This is a genomic window from Ilyobacter polytropus DSM 2926 (assembly GCF_000165505.1).
In the GTDB taxonomy this organism is placed as follows: Bacteria; Fusobacteriota; Fusobacteriia; order Fusobacteriales; family Fusobacteriaceae; genus Ilyobacter; species Ilyobacter polytropus.
In genome coordinates this window covers 1,278,648-1,295,175 of sequence record NC_014632.1, presented here as the reverse complement: position 1 = coordinate 1,295,175, position 16,528 = coordinate 1,278,648, and the positions used below count along the sequence as shown (strand labels likewise).

At 35.6% G+C, this 16,528-nt stretch carries 17 protein-coding genes and 2 riboswitches; of the genes, 10 read left to right on the top strand and 7 right to left on the bottom strand.

Features of this window, described 5'->3' with window-relative positions; all coding sequences use genetic code 11:
- Positions 1-209: 209 nt before the first annotated feature.
- Positions 210-298, top strand: a riboswitch (SAM riboswitch).
- Positions 299-482: 184 nt separating this feature from the next.
- The 4 genes from ILYOP_RS06025 to ILYOP_RS06010 are packed head-to-tail and all read left to right on the top strand — an operon-like array spanning position 483 to position 4,345.
- Positions 483-1,490, top strand: coding sequence for a methionine ABC transporter ATP-binding protein (locus tag ILYOP_RS06025; protein WP_013387642.1), 1,008 nt, complete (start codon positions 483-485; stop codon positions 1,488-1,490).
- The gene (locus ILYOP_RS06020; protein ID WP_013387641.1) at positions 1,483-2,139 is read left to right on the top strand and encodes a methionine ABC transporter permease; all 657 of its coding nucleotides are present in this window, start codon (positions 1,483-1,485) and stop codon (positions 2,137-2,139) included. Before ILYOP_RS06025 ends, ILYOP_RS06020 begins: the two co-directional genes overlap by 8 nt.
- Before the next feature lie 13 nt (positions 2,140-2,152).
- On the top strand, positions 2,153-2,959 hold the full coding sequence (locus tag ILYOP_RS06015) for a MetQ/NlpA family ABC transporter substrate-binding protein (RefSeq protein ID WP_013387640.1): 807 nt from the start codon (positions 2,153-2,155) through the stop codon (positions 2,957-2,959).
- Between the two features lie 60 nt (positions 2,960-3,019).
- On the top strand, positions 3,020-4,345 hold the full coding sequence (locus ILYOP_RS06010; RefSeq protein WP_013387639.1) for a Na+/H+ antiporter NhaC family protein: 1,326 nt from the start codon (positions 3,020-3,022) through the stop codon (positions 4,343-4,345).
- Positions 4,346-4,395: 50 nt separating this feature from the next.
- Here the strand turns inward: ILYOP_RS06010 and ILYOP_RS06005 are convergent, their stop codons facing one another.
- The gene (locus ILYOP_RS06005) at positions 4,396-5,139 is read right to left on the bottom strand and encodes an EI24 domain-containing protein (RefSeq protein ID WP_013387638.1); all 744 of its coding nucleotides are present in this window, start codon (positions 5,137-5,139) and stop codon (positions 4,396-4,398) included.
- 138 nt (positions 5,140-5,277) lie between these two features.
- Here ILYOP_RS06005 and ILYOP_RS06000 point away from each other — a divergent pair, with 138 nt between their 5' ends.
- The 3 genes from ILYOP_RS06000 to minE are packed head-to-tail and all read left to right on the top strand — an operon-like array spanning position 5,278 to position 7,028.
- Positions 5,278-5,949, top strand: coding sequence for a septum site-determining protein MinC (locus tag ILYOP_RS06000; protein ID WP_013387637.1), 672 nt, complete (start codon positions 5,278-5,280; stop codon positions 5,947-5,949).
- 21 nt (positions 5,950-5,970) lie between these two features.
- Positions 5,971-6,762, top strand: a complete 792-nt coding sequence (gene minD, locus ILYOP_RS05995) for a septum site-determining protein MinD (RefSeq protein WP_013387636.1) — start codon at positions 5,971-5,973, stop codon at positions 6,760-6,762.
- An 8-nt stretch (positions 6,763-6,770) separates the two neighbouring features.
- Entirely contained in the window at positions 6,771-7,028 is a 258-nt protein-coding gene (gene minE / locus ILYOP_RS05990; RefSeq protein ID WP_013387635.1) for a cell division topological specificity factor MinE, read from the top strand.
- Positions 7,029-7,081: 53 nt separating this feature from the next.
- Here minE and thiE read toward each other — a convergent pair whose 3' ends face one another.
- The 6 genes from thiE to thiC form a co-directional block, all read right to left on the bottom strand.
- Complete coding sequence (thiE, locus tag ILYOP_RS05985) at positions 7,082-7,717, bottom strand: thiamine phosphate synthase (protein ID WP_013387634.1); 636 nt, start codon at positions 7,715-7,717, stop codon at positions 7,082-7,084.
- The gene (gene thiF, locus ILYOP_RS05980; protein ID WP_013387633.1) at positions 7,707-8,249 is read right to left on the bottom strand and encodes a sulfur carrier protein ThiS adenylyltransferase ThiF; all 543 of its coding nucleotides are present in this window, start codon (positions 8,247-8,249) and stop codon (positions 7,707-7,709) included. The genes thiE and thiF overlap by 11 nt, the downstream gene beginning before the upstream one ends.
- Positions 8,246-9,349 (bottom strand): 2-iminoacetate synthase ThiH, encoded by a 1,104-nt coding sequence (gene thiH, locus ILYOP_RS05975; RefSeq protein WP_013387632.1) that lies wholly within the window; start codon positions 9,347-9,349, stop codon positions 8,246-8,248. The genes thiF and thiH overlap by 4 nt, the downstream gene beginning before the upstream one ends.
- Entirely contained in the window at positions 9,346-10,128 is a 783-nt protein-coding gene (locus ILYOP_RS05970; RefSeq protein WP_013387631.1) for a thiazole synthase, read from the bottom strand. The genes thiH and ILYOP_RS05970 overlap by 4 nt, the downstream gene beginning before the upstream one ends.
- Positions 10,129-10,146: 18 nt before the next feature.
- Positions 10,147-10,359 carry a sulfur carrier protein ThiS gene (gene thiS / locus ILYOP_RS05965; RefSeq protein WP_013387630.1) on the bottom strand — a complete coding sequence of 71 codons (213 nt, stop codon included), beginning with the start codon at positions 10,357-10,359 and terminating at the stop codon, positions 10,147-10,149.
- A gap of 363 nt (positions 10,360-10,722) precedes the next feature.
- On the bottom strand, positions 10,723-12,003 hold the full coding sequence (gene thiC / locus ILYOP_RS05955; RefSeq protein WP_013387629.1) for a phosphomethylpyrimidine synthase ThiC: 1,281 nt from the start codon (positions 12,001-12,003) through the stop codon (positions 10,723-10,725).
- A 472-nt stretch (positions 12,004-12,475) separates the two neighbouring features.
- A riboswitch (TPP riboswitch) is annotated at positions 12,476-12,572 on the bottom strand.
- A gap of 251 nt (positions 12,573-12,823) precedes the next feature.
- Here thiC and ILYOP_RS05950 point away from each other — a divergent pair.
- The 3 genes from ILYOP_RS05950 (at position 12,824) to ILYOP_RS05940 (ending at position 16,310) form a co-directional block, all read left to right on the top strand.
- Positions 12,824-14,143: an MORN repeat-containing protein gene (locus ILYOP_RS05950; protein WP_013387628.1), complete on the top strand. Its 1,320-nt coding sequence runs from the start codon at positions 12,824-12,826 to the stop codon at positions 14,141-14,143.
- A 220-nt stretch (positions 14,144-14,363) separates the two neighbouring features.
- Positions 14,364-15,308: a DUF1848 domain-containing protein gene (locus ILYOP_RS05945; RefSeq protein WP_013387627.1), complete on the top strand. Its 945-nt coding sequence runs from the start codon at positions 14,364-14,366 to the stop codon at positions 15,306-15,308.
- Between the two features lie 78 nt (positions 15,309-15,386).
- Positions 15,387-16,310: a ketopantoate reductase family protein gene (locus ILYOP_RS05940; RefSeq protein ID WP_013387626.1), complete on the top strand. Its 924-nt coding sequence runs from the start codon at positions 15,387-15,389 to the stop codon at positions 16,308-16,310.
- Positions 16,311-16,528: the final 218 nt, after the last annotated feature.

Here is a 16,528-nt window from a genome sequence, read left to right as displayed (position 1 = left end):
GTTGTTTGAAATAATGTTTTTAATTTCTCTAGTGTAATTTTTTTCCAAGACAAAATGGATGGATTCTTATAAATCTAATACCTCATATAAATTTCAGGTTGCGGTGTGAAATAATACTCAGAAAATATTCCATTGATAGTTATACAATAATGAAAAAATTCTTGACAGAGTTAGTCAAAAGTAATATACTTTTTCTAGTATAAATGAATTACTTATCAAGAGAGGTGGAGGGACTGGCCCTTTGAAACCTCAGCAACCTGCCGTAAGGGGTGTGGTGCTAATTCCAGCGAGATGAGGCTAATCTGCAATAGATTACTAGAAACCTCTTCTCTAAAAGAAGAGTTTTTTTTATTTACAAAATAAAACTCTTAGAAAACCGGTAAACAATTATAGATAAATTAAGTTTATAAGCCAGTTAATAAATCTTTTTACAAAATGTTGTTGGAAGGGATTTTTTATATACAATTGAGGAGTGGTAATAGATGATAGAGATAAAAGATCTCAATAAACTTTATAGCAGTGCCATCGGAGATGTCCTTGCTGTAAAAAATGTTAACTTAAACATAAAAGAGGATGATATATACGGGATAATGGGTCTGAGTGGTGCAGGTAAATCAACACTTATAAGACTTTTAAATAGATTAGAAGAGCCGAGCAGCGGTGAGATTCTCGTAGAGGGAAATAATATTCTCAAATTTAATGATACAGAATTAAAAGAGTATAGAAAAAAAACCGGGATGATATTTCAACACTTTAATCTTCTTCAGTCAAGGGATGTTTTCGGGAACATAGCCTTTGCACTAGAGATAGCAGGTTGGGATAAAAATGATATTCCATCAAGGGTAAAAGAACTTTTGACCCTTGTAGAATTAGAAGATAAAGAAAGAGCTTTTCCGAGCCAACTTTCAGGTGGTCAAAAACAGAGAGTTGCAATTGCGAGAGCCCTCGCCAACAATCCTAAGATACTCTTATCTGATGAGGCGACTAGTGCTCTTGATCCTAAGACTACCAAGTCTATACTTGACCTTCTAAAAGATCTTCAGAAAAAACTCGGACTTACGATAGTGCTTATAACACATCAGATGGAAGTAATAAGAAGTGTGTGCAACAGAGCAGCTATAATGGATAAGGGTGAAGTTATCGAAGAGGGAAGTGTGGACAGGATTTTTTCAAATCCAAGAACAGAGATGGCAAAGGAATTTATATCTCATTTGATACCAGAAGAAACAGAAGAGGTAGATTTTGTAAAGAGTCCAGGTAAAAAAATAATAAAGCTTTCATATATAGGACACACAGTTGAAAAACCAGTTATATCACAGATGGTTAGAATGTTTGATATAGATGCAAATATTGTATCAGGAAGTATAGATAAGCTTGTCACCCAGAATGTAGGTCATCTGATACTAGAACTTTCTGGAGAAAGACAGGAAGAAGCACTGAACTGGATAAAAAAAGAGGATGTAGAGATAAAGGTGATATATAATGGATAAGATAATAGCTTTGCTGATACCTGCTATGGCAGAAACTATATACATGGTAGTACTTTCAACAATATTTGCTACCATTATGGGATTGCCTATAGGTTTACTTGCGGTAATAACAGATAAAAATCATATAATTGAAATGCCAAAATTAAACAAGGTTCTAGACGGCCTTATAAATATTTTTAGATCAATACCTTTTATTATACTGATGATATTGGTTCTTCCACTTTCTAGGTTCATAGTGGGGACCACAATAGGGTCTACAGCGAGCATAGTGCCTCTTTCCATAGCTGCAGCTCCATTTGTGGCGAGAATCGTAGAAGGGGCAGTTAAAGAGGTGGACAGAGGTCTTTTAGAAGCCTCTATATCTCTCGGAGCATCTAGAAAAGATATAATATCAAAGGTACTTATACCTGAATCCCTGCCTTCTTTGATTCATGGTCTGACAATAACAGTAATAACCCTTGTAGGATATTCTGCAATGGCCGGAGCAATAGGTGGAGGAGGTCTAGGTGACCTTGCCATAAGATACGGATATCAGCGATTCAAACTTGACATTATGATAGTCTCAGTGGCATCTATAATAATACTGGTTCAGGGGATACAATTTTTAGGTGATAAAATAGTTTATAATATAAGAAAAAAAAGAGGATAAAAAGGAGAGAAATATGAAAAAAATTATTAGTTTAGTTGCAGTTTCAATTTTATTTATCGTAGGATTAACTTCTTGTGGTGAGAAAAAAGTTGAAGAAAAATCACAGGAAATAAAGGTAGGAGCTACTCCTGTACCTCATTCAGAGATACTTGAGATAGCAAAAGAAGAATTGGCTGAAAAAGGTTATTCTCTTGAAGTAGTAGAATTTACAGATTATGTTACACCAAATCTCGCACTTTCAGATGGAGAAATAGATGCAAACTTCTTTCAGCATATTCCTTATTTAGAAGAATTTGCCAAAGAAAGAAATCTTGATCTTGTTTCTGCTGGTGGAGTACATGTAGAACCAATGGGTCTTTATTCAGAGAAAATTAAAGATTTAGCAGACCTTAAAGATGGATCTGTAATAGCAATACCAAATGACCCTTCAAATGGAGCTAGAGCTCTTATTCTTTTGCAAACAAATGGCCTTATCAAGTTAGACCCGAGTGCCGGATTAAAAGCAACAGAGTATGATATAACAGAAAACTCTAAAAACTTTAAGTTTGAAGCCTTAGAAGCAGCACAACTTCCTAGAGTTCTTTCAGATGTAGATGCAGCTGTTATAAACGGAAATTATGCAATAGAAAGCGGACTGAACCCTGTAGAAGATGCCCTTCTTATAGAGGGAGCAGAATCTCCATATGTGAACATAGTCGCTGTAAAAACCGGGGAAGAAAAATCTGAAAAAATAACTGCTCTTATGACAGCTTTAAAGAGTGAAAAAGTAAAGGCATTTATCGAAGATAAGTATCAAGGTGGAGTAGTGCCTATATTCTAAAAAAAGGCTGCATTGCAGCTTTTTTTTATTTATGATGAAAATTAAAAATAAGGAGTAAAGATGAAAACCAAAGGTGAATTTAAAGGTCTGATACCTTTTATAATATTTGTGACAATATATCTAGGAAGTGGAATTGTCTTAGGGATGGCAGGAGTAGAAATGAGCTTTTATCAACTTCCGGCTCCCATTGCAGCATTTGCAGGGATAATATCTGCTTTTATTTTATTTAAAGGAAGTATAGAGGAGAAATTCAAAGACTTTATAAAAGGCTGCGGCCATGAAGATATTATGGTAATGTGTATAATCTATCTTCTTGCAGGGGCTTTCGGAGGAGTGTCAAATGCTATGGGTGGGGTAGATTCGGTGGTAAACATGGGTCTGACATTTATCCCGGTGCACTATATTCCTGCAGGACTCTTTGTTATAGGGGCATTTATATCTACCTCAACGGGAACTTCTGTTGGTTCTATAGTTGCCATAGCACCAGTTGCTGTGGGCTTAGCTGAGTCTTCTGGGATTTCTATGGCATTGACTCTGGCTGCTGTAATGGGAGGATCAATGTTTGGAGACAATTTGTCAGTTATATCAGACACCACAATAGCTGCTACACGAACTCAAGGTGTAGAGATGAGGGATAAATTTAGAGCGAATATATCTCTTGCTCTTCCTGCTGCCATAATAACTATAATAATGTTAGTTGTTTTGGGAAGACCTGAGGGTATGATAGATATGGCTGCAACTTATAACTATGATGTAGTAAAGGTAATTCCGTATCTTGTGGTTTTAGTTCTGGCAATTGCAGGAGTAAATGTTTTTGCAGTACTTACAGGTGGAATTCTTCTTTCAGGTCTAATAGGACTGTTTAAAGGTGACTTTACCCTTCTTAGTTTTTCCAATGAAATTTATAATGGATTTTCAGGAATGCAGGAAATATTTTTATTATCTCTTCTTACAGGTGGATTAGCTCAAATGGTAACCAAAGCAGGTGGGATACAGTGGCTTTTAGAATCTGTTCAGAAGAAAATTACAGGCAGAAGAAGTGCTCAGTTTGGAGTGGCAGCCTTAGTCGCTATGACAGATGCTGCTGTTGCCAATAACACAGTGGCTATAATCATAAACGGTCCTCTGGCCAAGGAGGTTTCTGAAAAATACTGTGTAGAAGGCAAGAGGAGTGCTGCACTTCTTGATATATTTTCCTGTATTGTGCAGGGAGTCATACCTTATGGAGCTCAGATGCTCATACTTCTTAGCTTTTCAAAGGGAACTGTAACACCTTTTGAAGTAATACCTCTTCTTTGGTATCAACATATTTTGGCTGTTTTTGCTTTTATCTATATATTGAGAGATAAGGAAGTAAAGAGTGAGTTAAATGAAAATCTAGCTTAAATAGAAAAAATCCCTCTTTTAAAAGAGGGATTTTTTCTATTTCTAATAAATTAATTATATTTTTCATTGTTTATTATTTTCAGAGTTCCGAGGGTAACGGCAACACAGGAAACTAAAGGTGCTATAAAGACTCCAACAAGGGGGATCAGAAATACCACGGTAAATAAAGCTCCGCTAAAGGCTGAAAAAACCCAGTTTTTTTTCAAAAAAATCAGACTTTCCTCTGAAGAATAATTGTGTCTTTCAAGGGTATAATCCATAAATGAAAACCCAATATAATATGCCTGAAGAAGGAAAATGAAAAAAGGAATCGTAAGACTTAAAAACGGTATTATTCCCAGAAGTAAAAGAATTAGAGTTCCTATCATCTCTTTTGAAAAACTTTTACAGGAAATAACTATACCTCTCCAGATAAATCTTATATTATCTCTGAAGGAAAATTCAAATTTCCTGTTGTCCAGTGTCCTCTCGGTTCTTTCTGAGATATAGTTCAGAAAGGGTGAAAGAACTATCAGAAGAAGAGCCTTGTACATGAGAAAATACAACAAGAAGGATAGAACTATAATTATGACCTTTATGACCATAAAAGCGATATTTTCATAATTACTTAGGTTGAAATAAGTTTCAAGTTTTGAAAAAATATTAAATGAAACATACTTACTCAATCTATAAAGAAGGTTAATAAGTATGAGGTTTATAACACCGGGTAAGAGATAGAATTTTCTCATTTTACCTTTTTTGATCACAGAAAAAGCTTCGAAAAAAGATTCGCCTGCAAGATAGATACCACGCATAGAGGACCTCCTTTGTCTATTAAATAAAATCATATCAAAAAACCGAGAAAAAAGCTATTTTTTTTAGAGCCTTTAGTTGATAAGGCAAAAATGGTATGCTATACTTAAATTGAACACACTTTATGAAGGGTGGAGCCGATGGATAATTATGTTATTTTAAAGGGAAAAGAGGACAGACTTGTAATTCATTTAGATGCTGAAATTGATTATGAAACACTGAAGAAAAATCTTGAAGAAAAACTCAGAGAAGCAGAGAAATTTTTGAAAAATGCAAAAGTTGCCATAGAGTTTTCAAATAGAAGTCTTTCAGAGCATGAGGAAAATCAGCTTGTTGAAATAATCAGAAGGGAAAGTGATATCCAAATAACTTATATTATGTCAAATGGTAAATCCTTTATAGGAAACTTTATCATACCTGAAACTATAATAGATGAAGGAGTGACAAAATTTTATAAGGGGAACCTGAGGTCCGGTCAAAGTGTACACTATGAAGGGAATCTGGTTGTTCTAGGGGACATAAATCCCGGAGCCATAGTAACTGCAAAAGGAAATATAGTAGTTTTGGGCTATCTAAACGGTACGGCCTACGCAGGTATAGAGGATGAAGATGAGGCTTTTATAAGTGCCTTAAAAATGAACCCCATCCAGCTGAGAATAGGGAAAAATATTGCCAGAAATCCAGCAGAGGACATGCTTGTCACAAATAGGGTAAAAAAAGAAGGCAGCTTGGAAGTAGCATATATAAAAGACGGAAAGATGCATATAGAGGATTTTAACAAGATAACACTGAGAGACATTATGAAAATCTAGTTATTTTTGGGAGTGATAAAAATGGCAAAAGTAATTGTTATAACTTCTGGTAAAGGTGGAGTAGGAAAGACCACCACTACGGCAAATTTGGGTGTGGGTCTTGCTCTTCAGGGCAAGAAGACTCTTCTTATTGATGCTGATATCGGATTAAGAAATTTAGATGTTGTTATGGGACTTGAAAACAGGATAGTTTATGATCTTGTTGATGTAATAGAGGGACACTGCAGAATAAGGCAGGCTCTTATAAAGGATAAGAGGTGTGACAATCTCTTTCTACTTCCTGCGGCTCAGACAAAGGATAAAAACTCAGTTAACCCTGAGCAGATGAAGACACTTATAGAGGCTCTAAAAGAAGATTTTGATTTCATAATAGTTGACTGTCCAGCAGGTATAGAACAAGGATTCAAAAATGCAATCTCAGCAGCAGATCAGGCTCTAATTGTAACAACTCCTGAAATATCAGCAGTGAGGGATGCAGATAGAATCATCGGTCTTTTGGATGCAAATGAGATAAAAGATTCTAAACTTATAGTAAACCGTATAAAAGTGGACATGGTAAAAGAAGGGAATATGCTTGATATATCAGACATAGTTGATATTCTTGCAGTAGACGTAATGGGGATCATTCCTGATGATGAAAATATTATAATATCTACAAATAAAGGGGAACCTCTTATATTTAAAGGAAGTTCTTTGGCTGCTAAGGCATATGGAAATATATCCCAAAGGGTCATAGGAAACGAGGTAAGCTTTTTAGAGCTCCCTTCAAGAGGGGGGATTTTTAATAAATTAAGAGGAATCTTTAAGAGGTAGGTGGAGAGATGAGTTTTTTCGATATGTTTAAGAAGAGTGGCTCTAAAAATGTAGCCAAAGATAGATTGAAGCTTGTTTTAATTCATGATAGAGCTATGCTATCTCCAAGAGTTCTCGATGATATGAAAAATGATCTGATAACTGTAATCTCCAAATATGTGGACATAGATATAGATAGTCTGAACATCGAGATATCAGAGGATGATAAACAGAGCAGGAAAACAGCTTTGATAGCAAACATACCTATAAAAAATACAAAATTTTAATATTGTAAAAAGTCCCGGGAAATTCCGGGACTTTTTTTGTGAAATGAAAAAGATTAATATTTTTTTTCTATTATTTGATTTAGCTTTTGAATTTTTTTGGTTATATCTTTAGCCCCTATAATCTCGCTCACCAGGCAGATTCTTTTAGCCCCTGCCTCTAATATCGTTTCTATGTTATGCTCTTTTATTCCTCCTATAGCCACGAAAGGAATATCCAAGTTTTTAACTGCAAAGTCCAAATATTCAAGTCCAACTGCTTTTCTGTCCTTGGTAGTAGTAGGGAATACGGGTCCTACACCTATATAATCGATATCTTCTTCTAGGCATGCTAGTCCCTCTTCTTGTGAGTGGGTAGAAAGACCTATGATTTTATCAGGGCCTATTAGCTGCCTGACATCTGAAGGGTGCATATCTTCCTGTCCAACATGTACACCATCGGCATCTACTAATATTGCCATATCCACATGGTCGTTTATGATGAAAAGAACCTCATTTTCTCTGCAGAGCTCTCTTATCTTTTTTATGTCATTGATCTTATCTCTTAGAGGTTTATCTTTTTCTCTGTACTGTATTATCTTTATCCCTGCTTTGATCATGCTTTCTACGCACTGCAGATTGCTTTTTCCATTGGAAAAGGCCTCTCCTGTGATCCCGTAAAGACCTGTCGGGATAGTTATTCTACTTCTCATAAAAACCTCCTTTTTCGAGGGCAATATTCGCCATAATTGCAGCTGCTATGGACACCTTGGGAGAATATGTCTTAAAATTTTCGATTCCCTTCTCAAAATCTCCCACCACAAAAAGGTTTGGCATTACTTCTTTTATATTTATATTTCCAAGATCCCAGTGGGCTATTCCCGATGCTGAGACAATTAACTTACCTAGAGGGTATATCTCCTCTATAAGCATTGTTTTGTATTTTGATTTATCAAAGGCCTCTATTACAATGTCACAATCATAAAAAAAATCTGACATATTTTCCCTGTTAAGCTTTATATTCTCAACATAAAAATTACCATCGGGGTTTATATCCAACAGATTTTTTTTCAGAGTTTCTACCTTAGAGGCGCCTATCTGATGGTGAAAGTAGAACTGCCTGTTTAGATTTGATTTTTCTATAATGTCAAAATCTGCTATTTTTAGCTCTGATATTCCCGTTCTTACAAGGTGGACTGCAACATTTGACCCTATTCCTCCGGCTCCTGCTATACCTATTTTCATATTGTGTGCCAGTCTTTGTAGACAGGCTGAAACCCCCTTTCTCTTATGGCTTTTTCAGTTTCCTCTATACTGCTCTTGTCACTTATTTCAAACTGGCACGTGGACAAATCTTTTTCTGCATAGCCTCCGACTCCTGTTTTAGACCCTGCCGAAAATTTTGTAACTCCTAGCGGCATTATATTATTTCTAAACTCATGACTCTCCCTTGTAGAAACAGTTATTCCTGCCTTAGGTTGAAATAATCTATAGGCCATCATCACCTGGATAAAGGCTGTATCATCCATTTTATGAAAAGCTTTGAAGCCTCCTTCTGCACTATTTATCCTAGGAAGAGAGACTCCAAATTCAGTATTTAGATACTTATCAGTGAGATATTTCAAATGCAGGCCGGCAAAAAAAGCTTCTTTTTTTATCTCTCCAAGTCCAAAAAGAGGAGCAATATTGATATTTCTAAGACCTGCCTTTGCACCTCTTTCTGGGGTATCTAAACGAAATCTATAATTCTTCTTACCTCCTGAAATATGAACCTGATCATAGATATCTTCATCATAGACCTCTTGGTATACTGTTAGACCGTCTAATCCGGATTGTTTTAAAACTTGGTAATCATCGGTTTCTAGAGGAAGCACCTCTATAGACACAGAGGGGAAATATTTTGTCGCCTTTTCAACAATTCCCTTGAGATAATTTATATCGATAAGACCTTCTGCCTCCCCTGTGAGAAGGATTATATGGGACATCCCAGTCTTGGATATAGCTACAAGTTCTTTTTCAACCTCTTTTAGGGAGAGGTGTTTTCTTATAATTTTGTTTTCTTTGTTAAATCCACAGTAAATACAGTGGTTTGTGCAGTAGTTTGAGACGTATAGGGGGATATAAAGTGAGATAATATTCCCAAAGTGCTGTCTCGTCACAGCATAGGATTTTTTAGCTATCTCTTCTAAAAAATATTGGGCCTGTGGAGAGAGTAAGTTTAAAAGATCTAGTTCTTCCAACTTGTCTTTTTGAAGTGTTCTTATTATATCCTCATGAGAAACTTCAGAAAAATAAGCTTCAAAGTCAAAATCCTCCCACCCTTTCATTAAGTCGTAGAAACTCATTTTTCTTCACCTCTAAAAAGAAATCCTGTTAGGGGAGAGCTGGCACTTGCATATTTTTTTTCTTCTGCCATTTTGGCAAGGTGAGCTTCACGACCGGCTTCTACGGCCAGAGAAAATGCCCTTCCCATTTTTACAGGATCATAAGCAGTTGCAATGGCAGTGTTTACGAGTACAGCATCACATCCCATTTCCATTGCCTCAGCAGCATGAGAGGGTTTCCCAATTCCTGCGTCGACAATTATAGGTACTCTCTTGTTGTCATTTAGCATCTCAATAAGAGCTCTTGTTTCAAGACCTCTGTTAGATCCGATGGGAGCTCCTAAAGGCATAACTGCGGCGGCTCCGGCATCCTCTAGTTTTTTTGCGGCTATGAGATCTGGCATCATATATGGAAGCACAACGAAACCTTCATCAGCAAGGACTTTAGTCGCCTTTATAGTTTCCTGATTATCAGGCATTAGGTACTTCATATCGTTTATAATTTCTATTTTTATGAAGTCACCGCATCCTGCTTCCCTTGCTATACGGGCTATTTTGATTGCCTCTTCAGCAGTCCTAGCCCCTGATGTGTTTGGTAAAAGTGTTACATTTTTAGGAATGTAATTTAATATATTTTCCTTTGGATTTTTAAAGTCGATTCGTCTTAGTGCCATTGTTATTATTTGAGAATTGCTGGAATCTAACATAGGTTCAATAAGGTTTTTATCTGAAAATTTTCCAGTTCCTGTGAGAAGTCTGCTTTGGAAAACGTGTCCGCCTAAAATAAGTTTGTTGTTCATATTTATAAACTCCTTTTTTTATCCACCTGAAACAAACGATAAAACTTCCAATAAATCACCATCACTGATCAGTGTGTTTTTCCAATTGTCTTTTTTTATTATCTGATCATTTATAAGAACTACTGCACCATCTAAACTGATTTCCCACTGTTGGCTCAGTTCTTTGATATATTGTAAAAGATTTTCTTTCGTGGGAATTGTTGTCTTTTCTCCGTTTAATATTATCTCCATAAGACCTCCTCATAAATTTTTTCCGGCTCCCAATCCTTTTTTAAAGGGTGAAAAATATTTAAAATTATATATTTTTTCCCCTCTATATAAATAAGCTTTCCCCTGCATTTTTCACTACAGATTTTATTTGCCTTGAAAATTGTATTTTGATTATAAAAGTCACAGTATAAAAGTTGTCCTTTACCAAAAGGAAAGATAAATGAGAAAGATCCTTTTAAAATATTGATTAGATCCTTTGCACCTCTAATGATCCCTCGCTTCTCATATACAGAGATCAATTTTTTCAATAGTTGCATCTGGGTCTTTGTGTCTGTTAGTTCCATAAGGATCTTTTGATTTGCTATCTTAACTCTAAAGATCTCTTTAGGCAATCTCATTGCATCTTTTAATGGGGCAGAGGTCGCCGCACATTGTACATGCTTCTCCTTTTGAAGATTCTATTACAGAACGACGATATTCTATGGCTTTTTCACGGTCAATACATAGATCAAACATCTTTTGCCAGTTGAGAGTTCCTCTGGCCTCACTCATAGCATGATCCCAATCGATGGCACCTTTGATTCCCTTGGCAATATCTCCTACGTGGGCAGCAATTTTTGAGGCTATGATTCCCTCTTTTACATCTTCAGCCGTAGGAAGTCTAAGGTGTTCTGCAGGAGTTACATAGCAGAGGAAATCAGCTCCGTTAGATGCAGCGATAGCTCCCCCGATTGCAGAAGTGATATGGTCATAACCTGGAGCTATATCTGTAACAATAGGACCTAATACATAGAATGGTGCACCATGGCATAGTTTTTTTTCAAGCTGCATATTGGTAGCTATCTCATTTAAAGGGACATGGCCGGGACCTTCTATCATAACCTGTACATCTTTTTCCCACGCTGCCTTTGTGAGTTCTCCTAAGATTATAAGCTCCTGGATTTGAGGTGCATCTGTAGCATCTTTTAAACTTCCAGGTCTTAGTCCATCTCCTAGACTAAGGGTTACGTCATACTTTCTGCATATATCGAGAAGTCTGTCATAATGCTCGTAGAATGGGTTTTCTTTATTATTTTTTATCATCCATTCATATAAGATAGATCCCCCTCTACTGACAATCTTTGTAAGTCTGTTATTCTTTTGAAGTCTCTCTACACAGGTAAGATTCAAACCTGCATGTATTGTGAGGAAATCCATACCGTCTTCACAGTGTTCTTCTACTACTTTGAAAAGGTCTTCTACAGTCATAGATGCTATATCTTTTCCGTATTTTGCAACGGCATCGTACATGGGCACAGTCCCTAAGGCTGCGGGAGACATATCTGCCAGCTTTCTTCTGAAACCTCTTGTGTCCCCAAATGTACTTAAATCCATTATTGCATCTGCTCCGAGTTTTATTGAATTCATAACCTTTTCAAGTTCTAACTCCTGATCGCAGCAGTCTTCTGAAACTCCCAAATTTACGTTGATTTTGGTCTTGAGTCCCTCCCCTATACCCTTAGGCGAAAGAGATTTGTGGTTTTTATTTGCAGGGATTACAATCTTTCCCTGAGCCATTTTTTCCATGAGATCTTTTTTAGAGATTGATTCCTCCTTCAATACGATCTCCATCTCCTTAGTGAATATACCCTTTCTTGCAGCTTCCATCTGAGTCATATAAGACATTTTAATCCTCCTGTAAAATTATATTTTAATTTGAGTTTTTAACGTAATGAATAAATACAGATTCAAAATATTTTTCCACGGATGAACACGAATAGAGGAAAGAACATGTCACGAATAAAGATAAAATCTAAAATATTTTGGTTACAGAGGGCATAGAGTTTTATAAAGAGAGCCAACATCAAATTTTTGTTGCACAGAGAAAATATATCTTTGATTTTGGAATTTCTATCTTTAGCCTAATAGCTACACCCTCTCTGTGTACTCTGTGGTAAAGTGTTTAATTTTTTTTGTTTATTGATTTTATTCCTGCCAATTTTTAATCTTTTATTCGTGTTCATTCGTGACGAGATATTCTAATCTTTTTCTTTTGAAACTGACTGAATTTTTCAGGGAAATAAAAAAAGCCCTGTACCAAAGTACAGAGCAGCAGAATCCACCTGACAGGAAAATGAGACTTCCCCAGTGATCGTATAAAAGATTTCCGCTGCTTCCCTACGCTGGTATTATCCAGATCAGGTTCTAAGGGTCGGAATTCTCCTCTCAGCCAAAAGGCTCCCCTAGCAACATTCGCTATATAAAATTCAGTTTTTCTTTTCAGATTATAATACCCAAAAGATAGAAATGTCAAATTTTATTTTATAAAAAATAATATGATAGAGGTGAAATTTTCTTAGGATTGTGGTAATCTCGTGTATATAGGAGGATTTTTTTTGAATTTTTTTTGAATTTAGCTCTGGTTGTGTATGTTTTCATGCTTTTATCAGATGTAATTATTGATATTAAAGGCGTTAGACAAAATAAATTTTAGAAGGGGGAAGAGGTGAAGAAAAAAATTGTTATTTTGGTTTTATTGGTTTTTGTTCTTTTGAATTTAACTATATCGGCTTCTGATGTTGTTAGATTAACTAGGGGAAATAATGTGGAGAAATATTTTAAACTTTCTCCAGAAAGGCAACAACTAATCGATGAGCATGAGGGGATTGCCTTATACGAAGGTGAAGTATTCAGCGGTTTAGCCAATGGAAATGGTAAACTCATTCTTAGGGATGGCAGCTGGATAGAGGCTTACTGGGAAAAGGGTAAAAAAATTAAATCTGAAAAAGCCTATTGGATTTATGATAACGGCTACTACATAGGTGAAGTAAAGAGTGAAAAGGAAAATATACACCAAGGAAAAGGGACTTATGTCTGGTCAGATGGTGGGAAGTATGAAGGTGAGTGGAAGGACGATAAAATAAATGGATATGGTATACTGACTTCAGCTAACGGTAATAAATATGAGGGTAACTTTAAAGGTGGTTATTATCACGGATACGGTGTCCTAATTTTAACTGATGGGACTAAATATGAAGGTGATTTTAAAGATGGTTATCATCACGGATACGGTACAATAATTTTAGCTAACGGAGATAAATACGAAGGCGACTGGAAGTTTGGCAAAGCCAATGGAGAAGGGACTTTGATTCTAGCTATAGGTGGTAAATATAAAGGTAGCTTTAAGGATGATAAAATAGATGGATACGGGACCATTACTCTTCTTAACGGAGAAAAATATGAAGGTGACTGGAAAGATGGTAATGCGAGTGGATACGGAACCTATTATTATTTAAACGGCGACAAATACGAAGGCAGCTGGGAAAATAACATGAGGCATGGAGGAGGAACAGTTACTTTAGCAGAGGGTAAAGTAGTAACTGGCATATGGGAAAAGGGGGAAAGGGAGAAAAGAATAGAATATAATAACGGATACTATTTTGGAAAGGTAAATGACCACGACAAGAGGAATGGATACGGGACTTATATTTGGTCTGACGGATCAAAGTATGAAGGCGACTGGAAGAATGGCAACCAGCACGGGAAAGGGACTTATACCTGGTCAGACGGAGCAAAATATGAAGGCGACTGGAAGGATAACAGCAGAACGGGAAAAGGAACCTATACTTGGTCTAATGGAGCTAAGTATAGGGGTGACTTTAAAGATGGTAGTTTAGACGGAAATGGTACTTATTATTATTTTAATGGAAATATCTATAAAGGAAAATGGAAGGACGGCAAAAAGCATGGGCAGGGAACTTACTATTATTCAGACGGGAGCAAAAAAGTAGGAACCTGGAAATACGGTGAGTATATAGGGGAGTAATAAGCTTAATTACCGGGTAATATAAAAATAAAAATCTTAATTTATTTACGCTAATTTCCTAATTATATATGTAGTCAGTATTTTTATAGAGTGATTTATTATACTAAATTACATCGGTTTTAATATTTCAGAATACACGGGTCAGTAAAATTCAACTATGAAATAATTTGGCTTCAATAATTCTAAGTATTTGTTAATTATAATTCAGAAAGGTAATAGGATGATTTTAAGTGTAAGCAGAAGAACTGACATTCCAGCATTTTATAGTGAATGGTTTTTTAAAAGGGTGGAAGAGGGATTTCTTTATGTTAGAAATCCCATGAATCCCAAACAGATCAGCAAGGTTATTATATCACCTGAAGAAACTGAATTTATTGTATTCTGGACAAAAAATCCTTCTCCAATGCTGAATAAACTTGAAAAGTTAGAAGGATATAATTATTATTTTCAATTTACAGTCAACCCTTACGATAAAGAGATTGAACCTGAAGTGCCTAAAAAAAATATTATTATTAAGAGTTTTAAAGAACTTTCTAGAAAAATTGGCAAAAAAAGGGTTATTTGGAGGTACGATCCGATTCTTTTAAATGATAAAATAGATATAAATTATCATAAGATATATTTTGAAAAAATCGCAAAAGAATTATCAGACTACACAGAAAAATGTATAATCAGTTTTATCGATATGTATTCTAAAACTAAAAAGAATTGTAGTGGAAAAAATATAAGAGAACTAACAGAGAAAGAAAAGTTTCGTCTGGCAGAACATATAAAAGAAATTGGAGAAAAATACAATATAAAAATAGAGACTTGTGCTGAAAAAATTGACTTGTCAAAATATGGCATTGAACACACTAAATGCATAGACGATAAACTAATTGGAGAGGTATTGGGAAAAGGAATATCTGCTCAGAAAGATAAAAGTCAGAGAGAAGAATGCCGCTGTATAAAATCAGTTGATATAGGGGTTTATAACTCCTGTCCTAATAAATGCATATATTGCTATGCAAACTTTAGTTGCGAATTGGTAGATAAAAATGCTAAACTACACGATATAAATTCTCCCTTGTTGATTGGTAATGTCAACGGGGATGAAAAGATAACATTGAGAAAAGAAAAGCCCGTTGTTGCTGGCAAAAGATATATAAAGCAAAGGTTATTTTGATAACTTGGATAAGTTGGTATTATATATAAATTAATGGTAAAAAATAACTGGGATTAAGATAATAAAAGTGGGGGAATTATGAATCATTCTATTAAAAAAGTATCGATAATCGGATTAGGGGCTTTAGGTGTAATGTACGCAGAACACCTGTCCCAGAAAATGAAATTTGAAGACCTAAGGATCATAGCAGATCAAAAGAGGATAGACCGTTATAAAGAAGAGGGAATATATTGCAATGGTAAAAAATGTCATTTTAATTATGTGACTCCAGATGAAATAGTAAAACCATCTGATCTTCTTATATTCGCTGTAAAATATACTCATCTTCAAGAGGCTATCGAGGCAGTCAGACATCACGTTGGTGAGGACACAATTATTCTATCGGTACTGAATGGTATTGAAAGTGAAAGGGATATTGCAAAGGTTTACGGAGAAGATCATAACTTATACTGTGTGGCCCAGGGGATGACAGCGGCTAAAGTTGGTAACCAGATGACTTATAAGCACAAGGGTATGCTGTGTTTCGGTGAACTAAATGAAAATAAAAATACAGAAAAAGTAGAATGTCTGAAAAGGGTTTTTGATAAGGTGGAGATGCCCTATGAGATAAATAATCAAATGGCAGTAAAACTTTGGAGTAAATTGATGATAAATGTGGGAGTCAATCAGACAGTTGCATATTTTAATACAACAAATCAAACTATTCAGAAAGAAGGTCCTGAGAGAGATATGATGATAGCAGCTATGAAAGAGGTGCAGATGGTTGCTCAAAAAGAGGGTATTATCCTCGAAGATAGAGAGATTGATTATTGGCTGAATATTATGGATGGACTTAATCCAGCAGGGATGCCATCTATGGCACAAGATGTAAAAGCAAAACGTTATAGCGAAGTTGAGTTGTTTGCAGGTACCATTGTAAGGCTTGGAAAAAAACACAATGTCCCTGTTCCTGTGAATACAGAATTTTATAGGTATTTTATTGAGTTAGAGGCCGGGTACTAAATTAATATAAATTATTGAATTTATCGGGATTCGTTACTTTTCTCTTGAAAGAAAAGTAACCAAAAGTTCAAGCCTGTGAAAAATCAGCTAAATAACCTTGAAAATCCAAGAAAAACTCGAAACTCGCTACGCTCAAACAGTCGATTTTTTCTAAGGATTTCACTGCGGTTATTCTTAACGCTGATTTTGTCAATGGCAAAAGAAAAGGGATAAAAAAA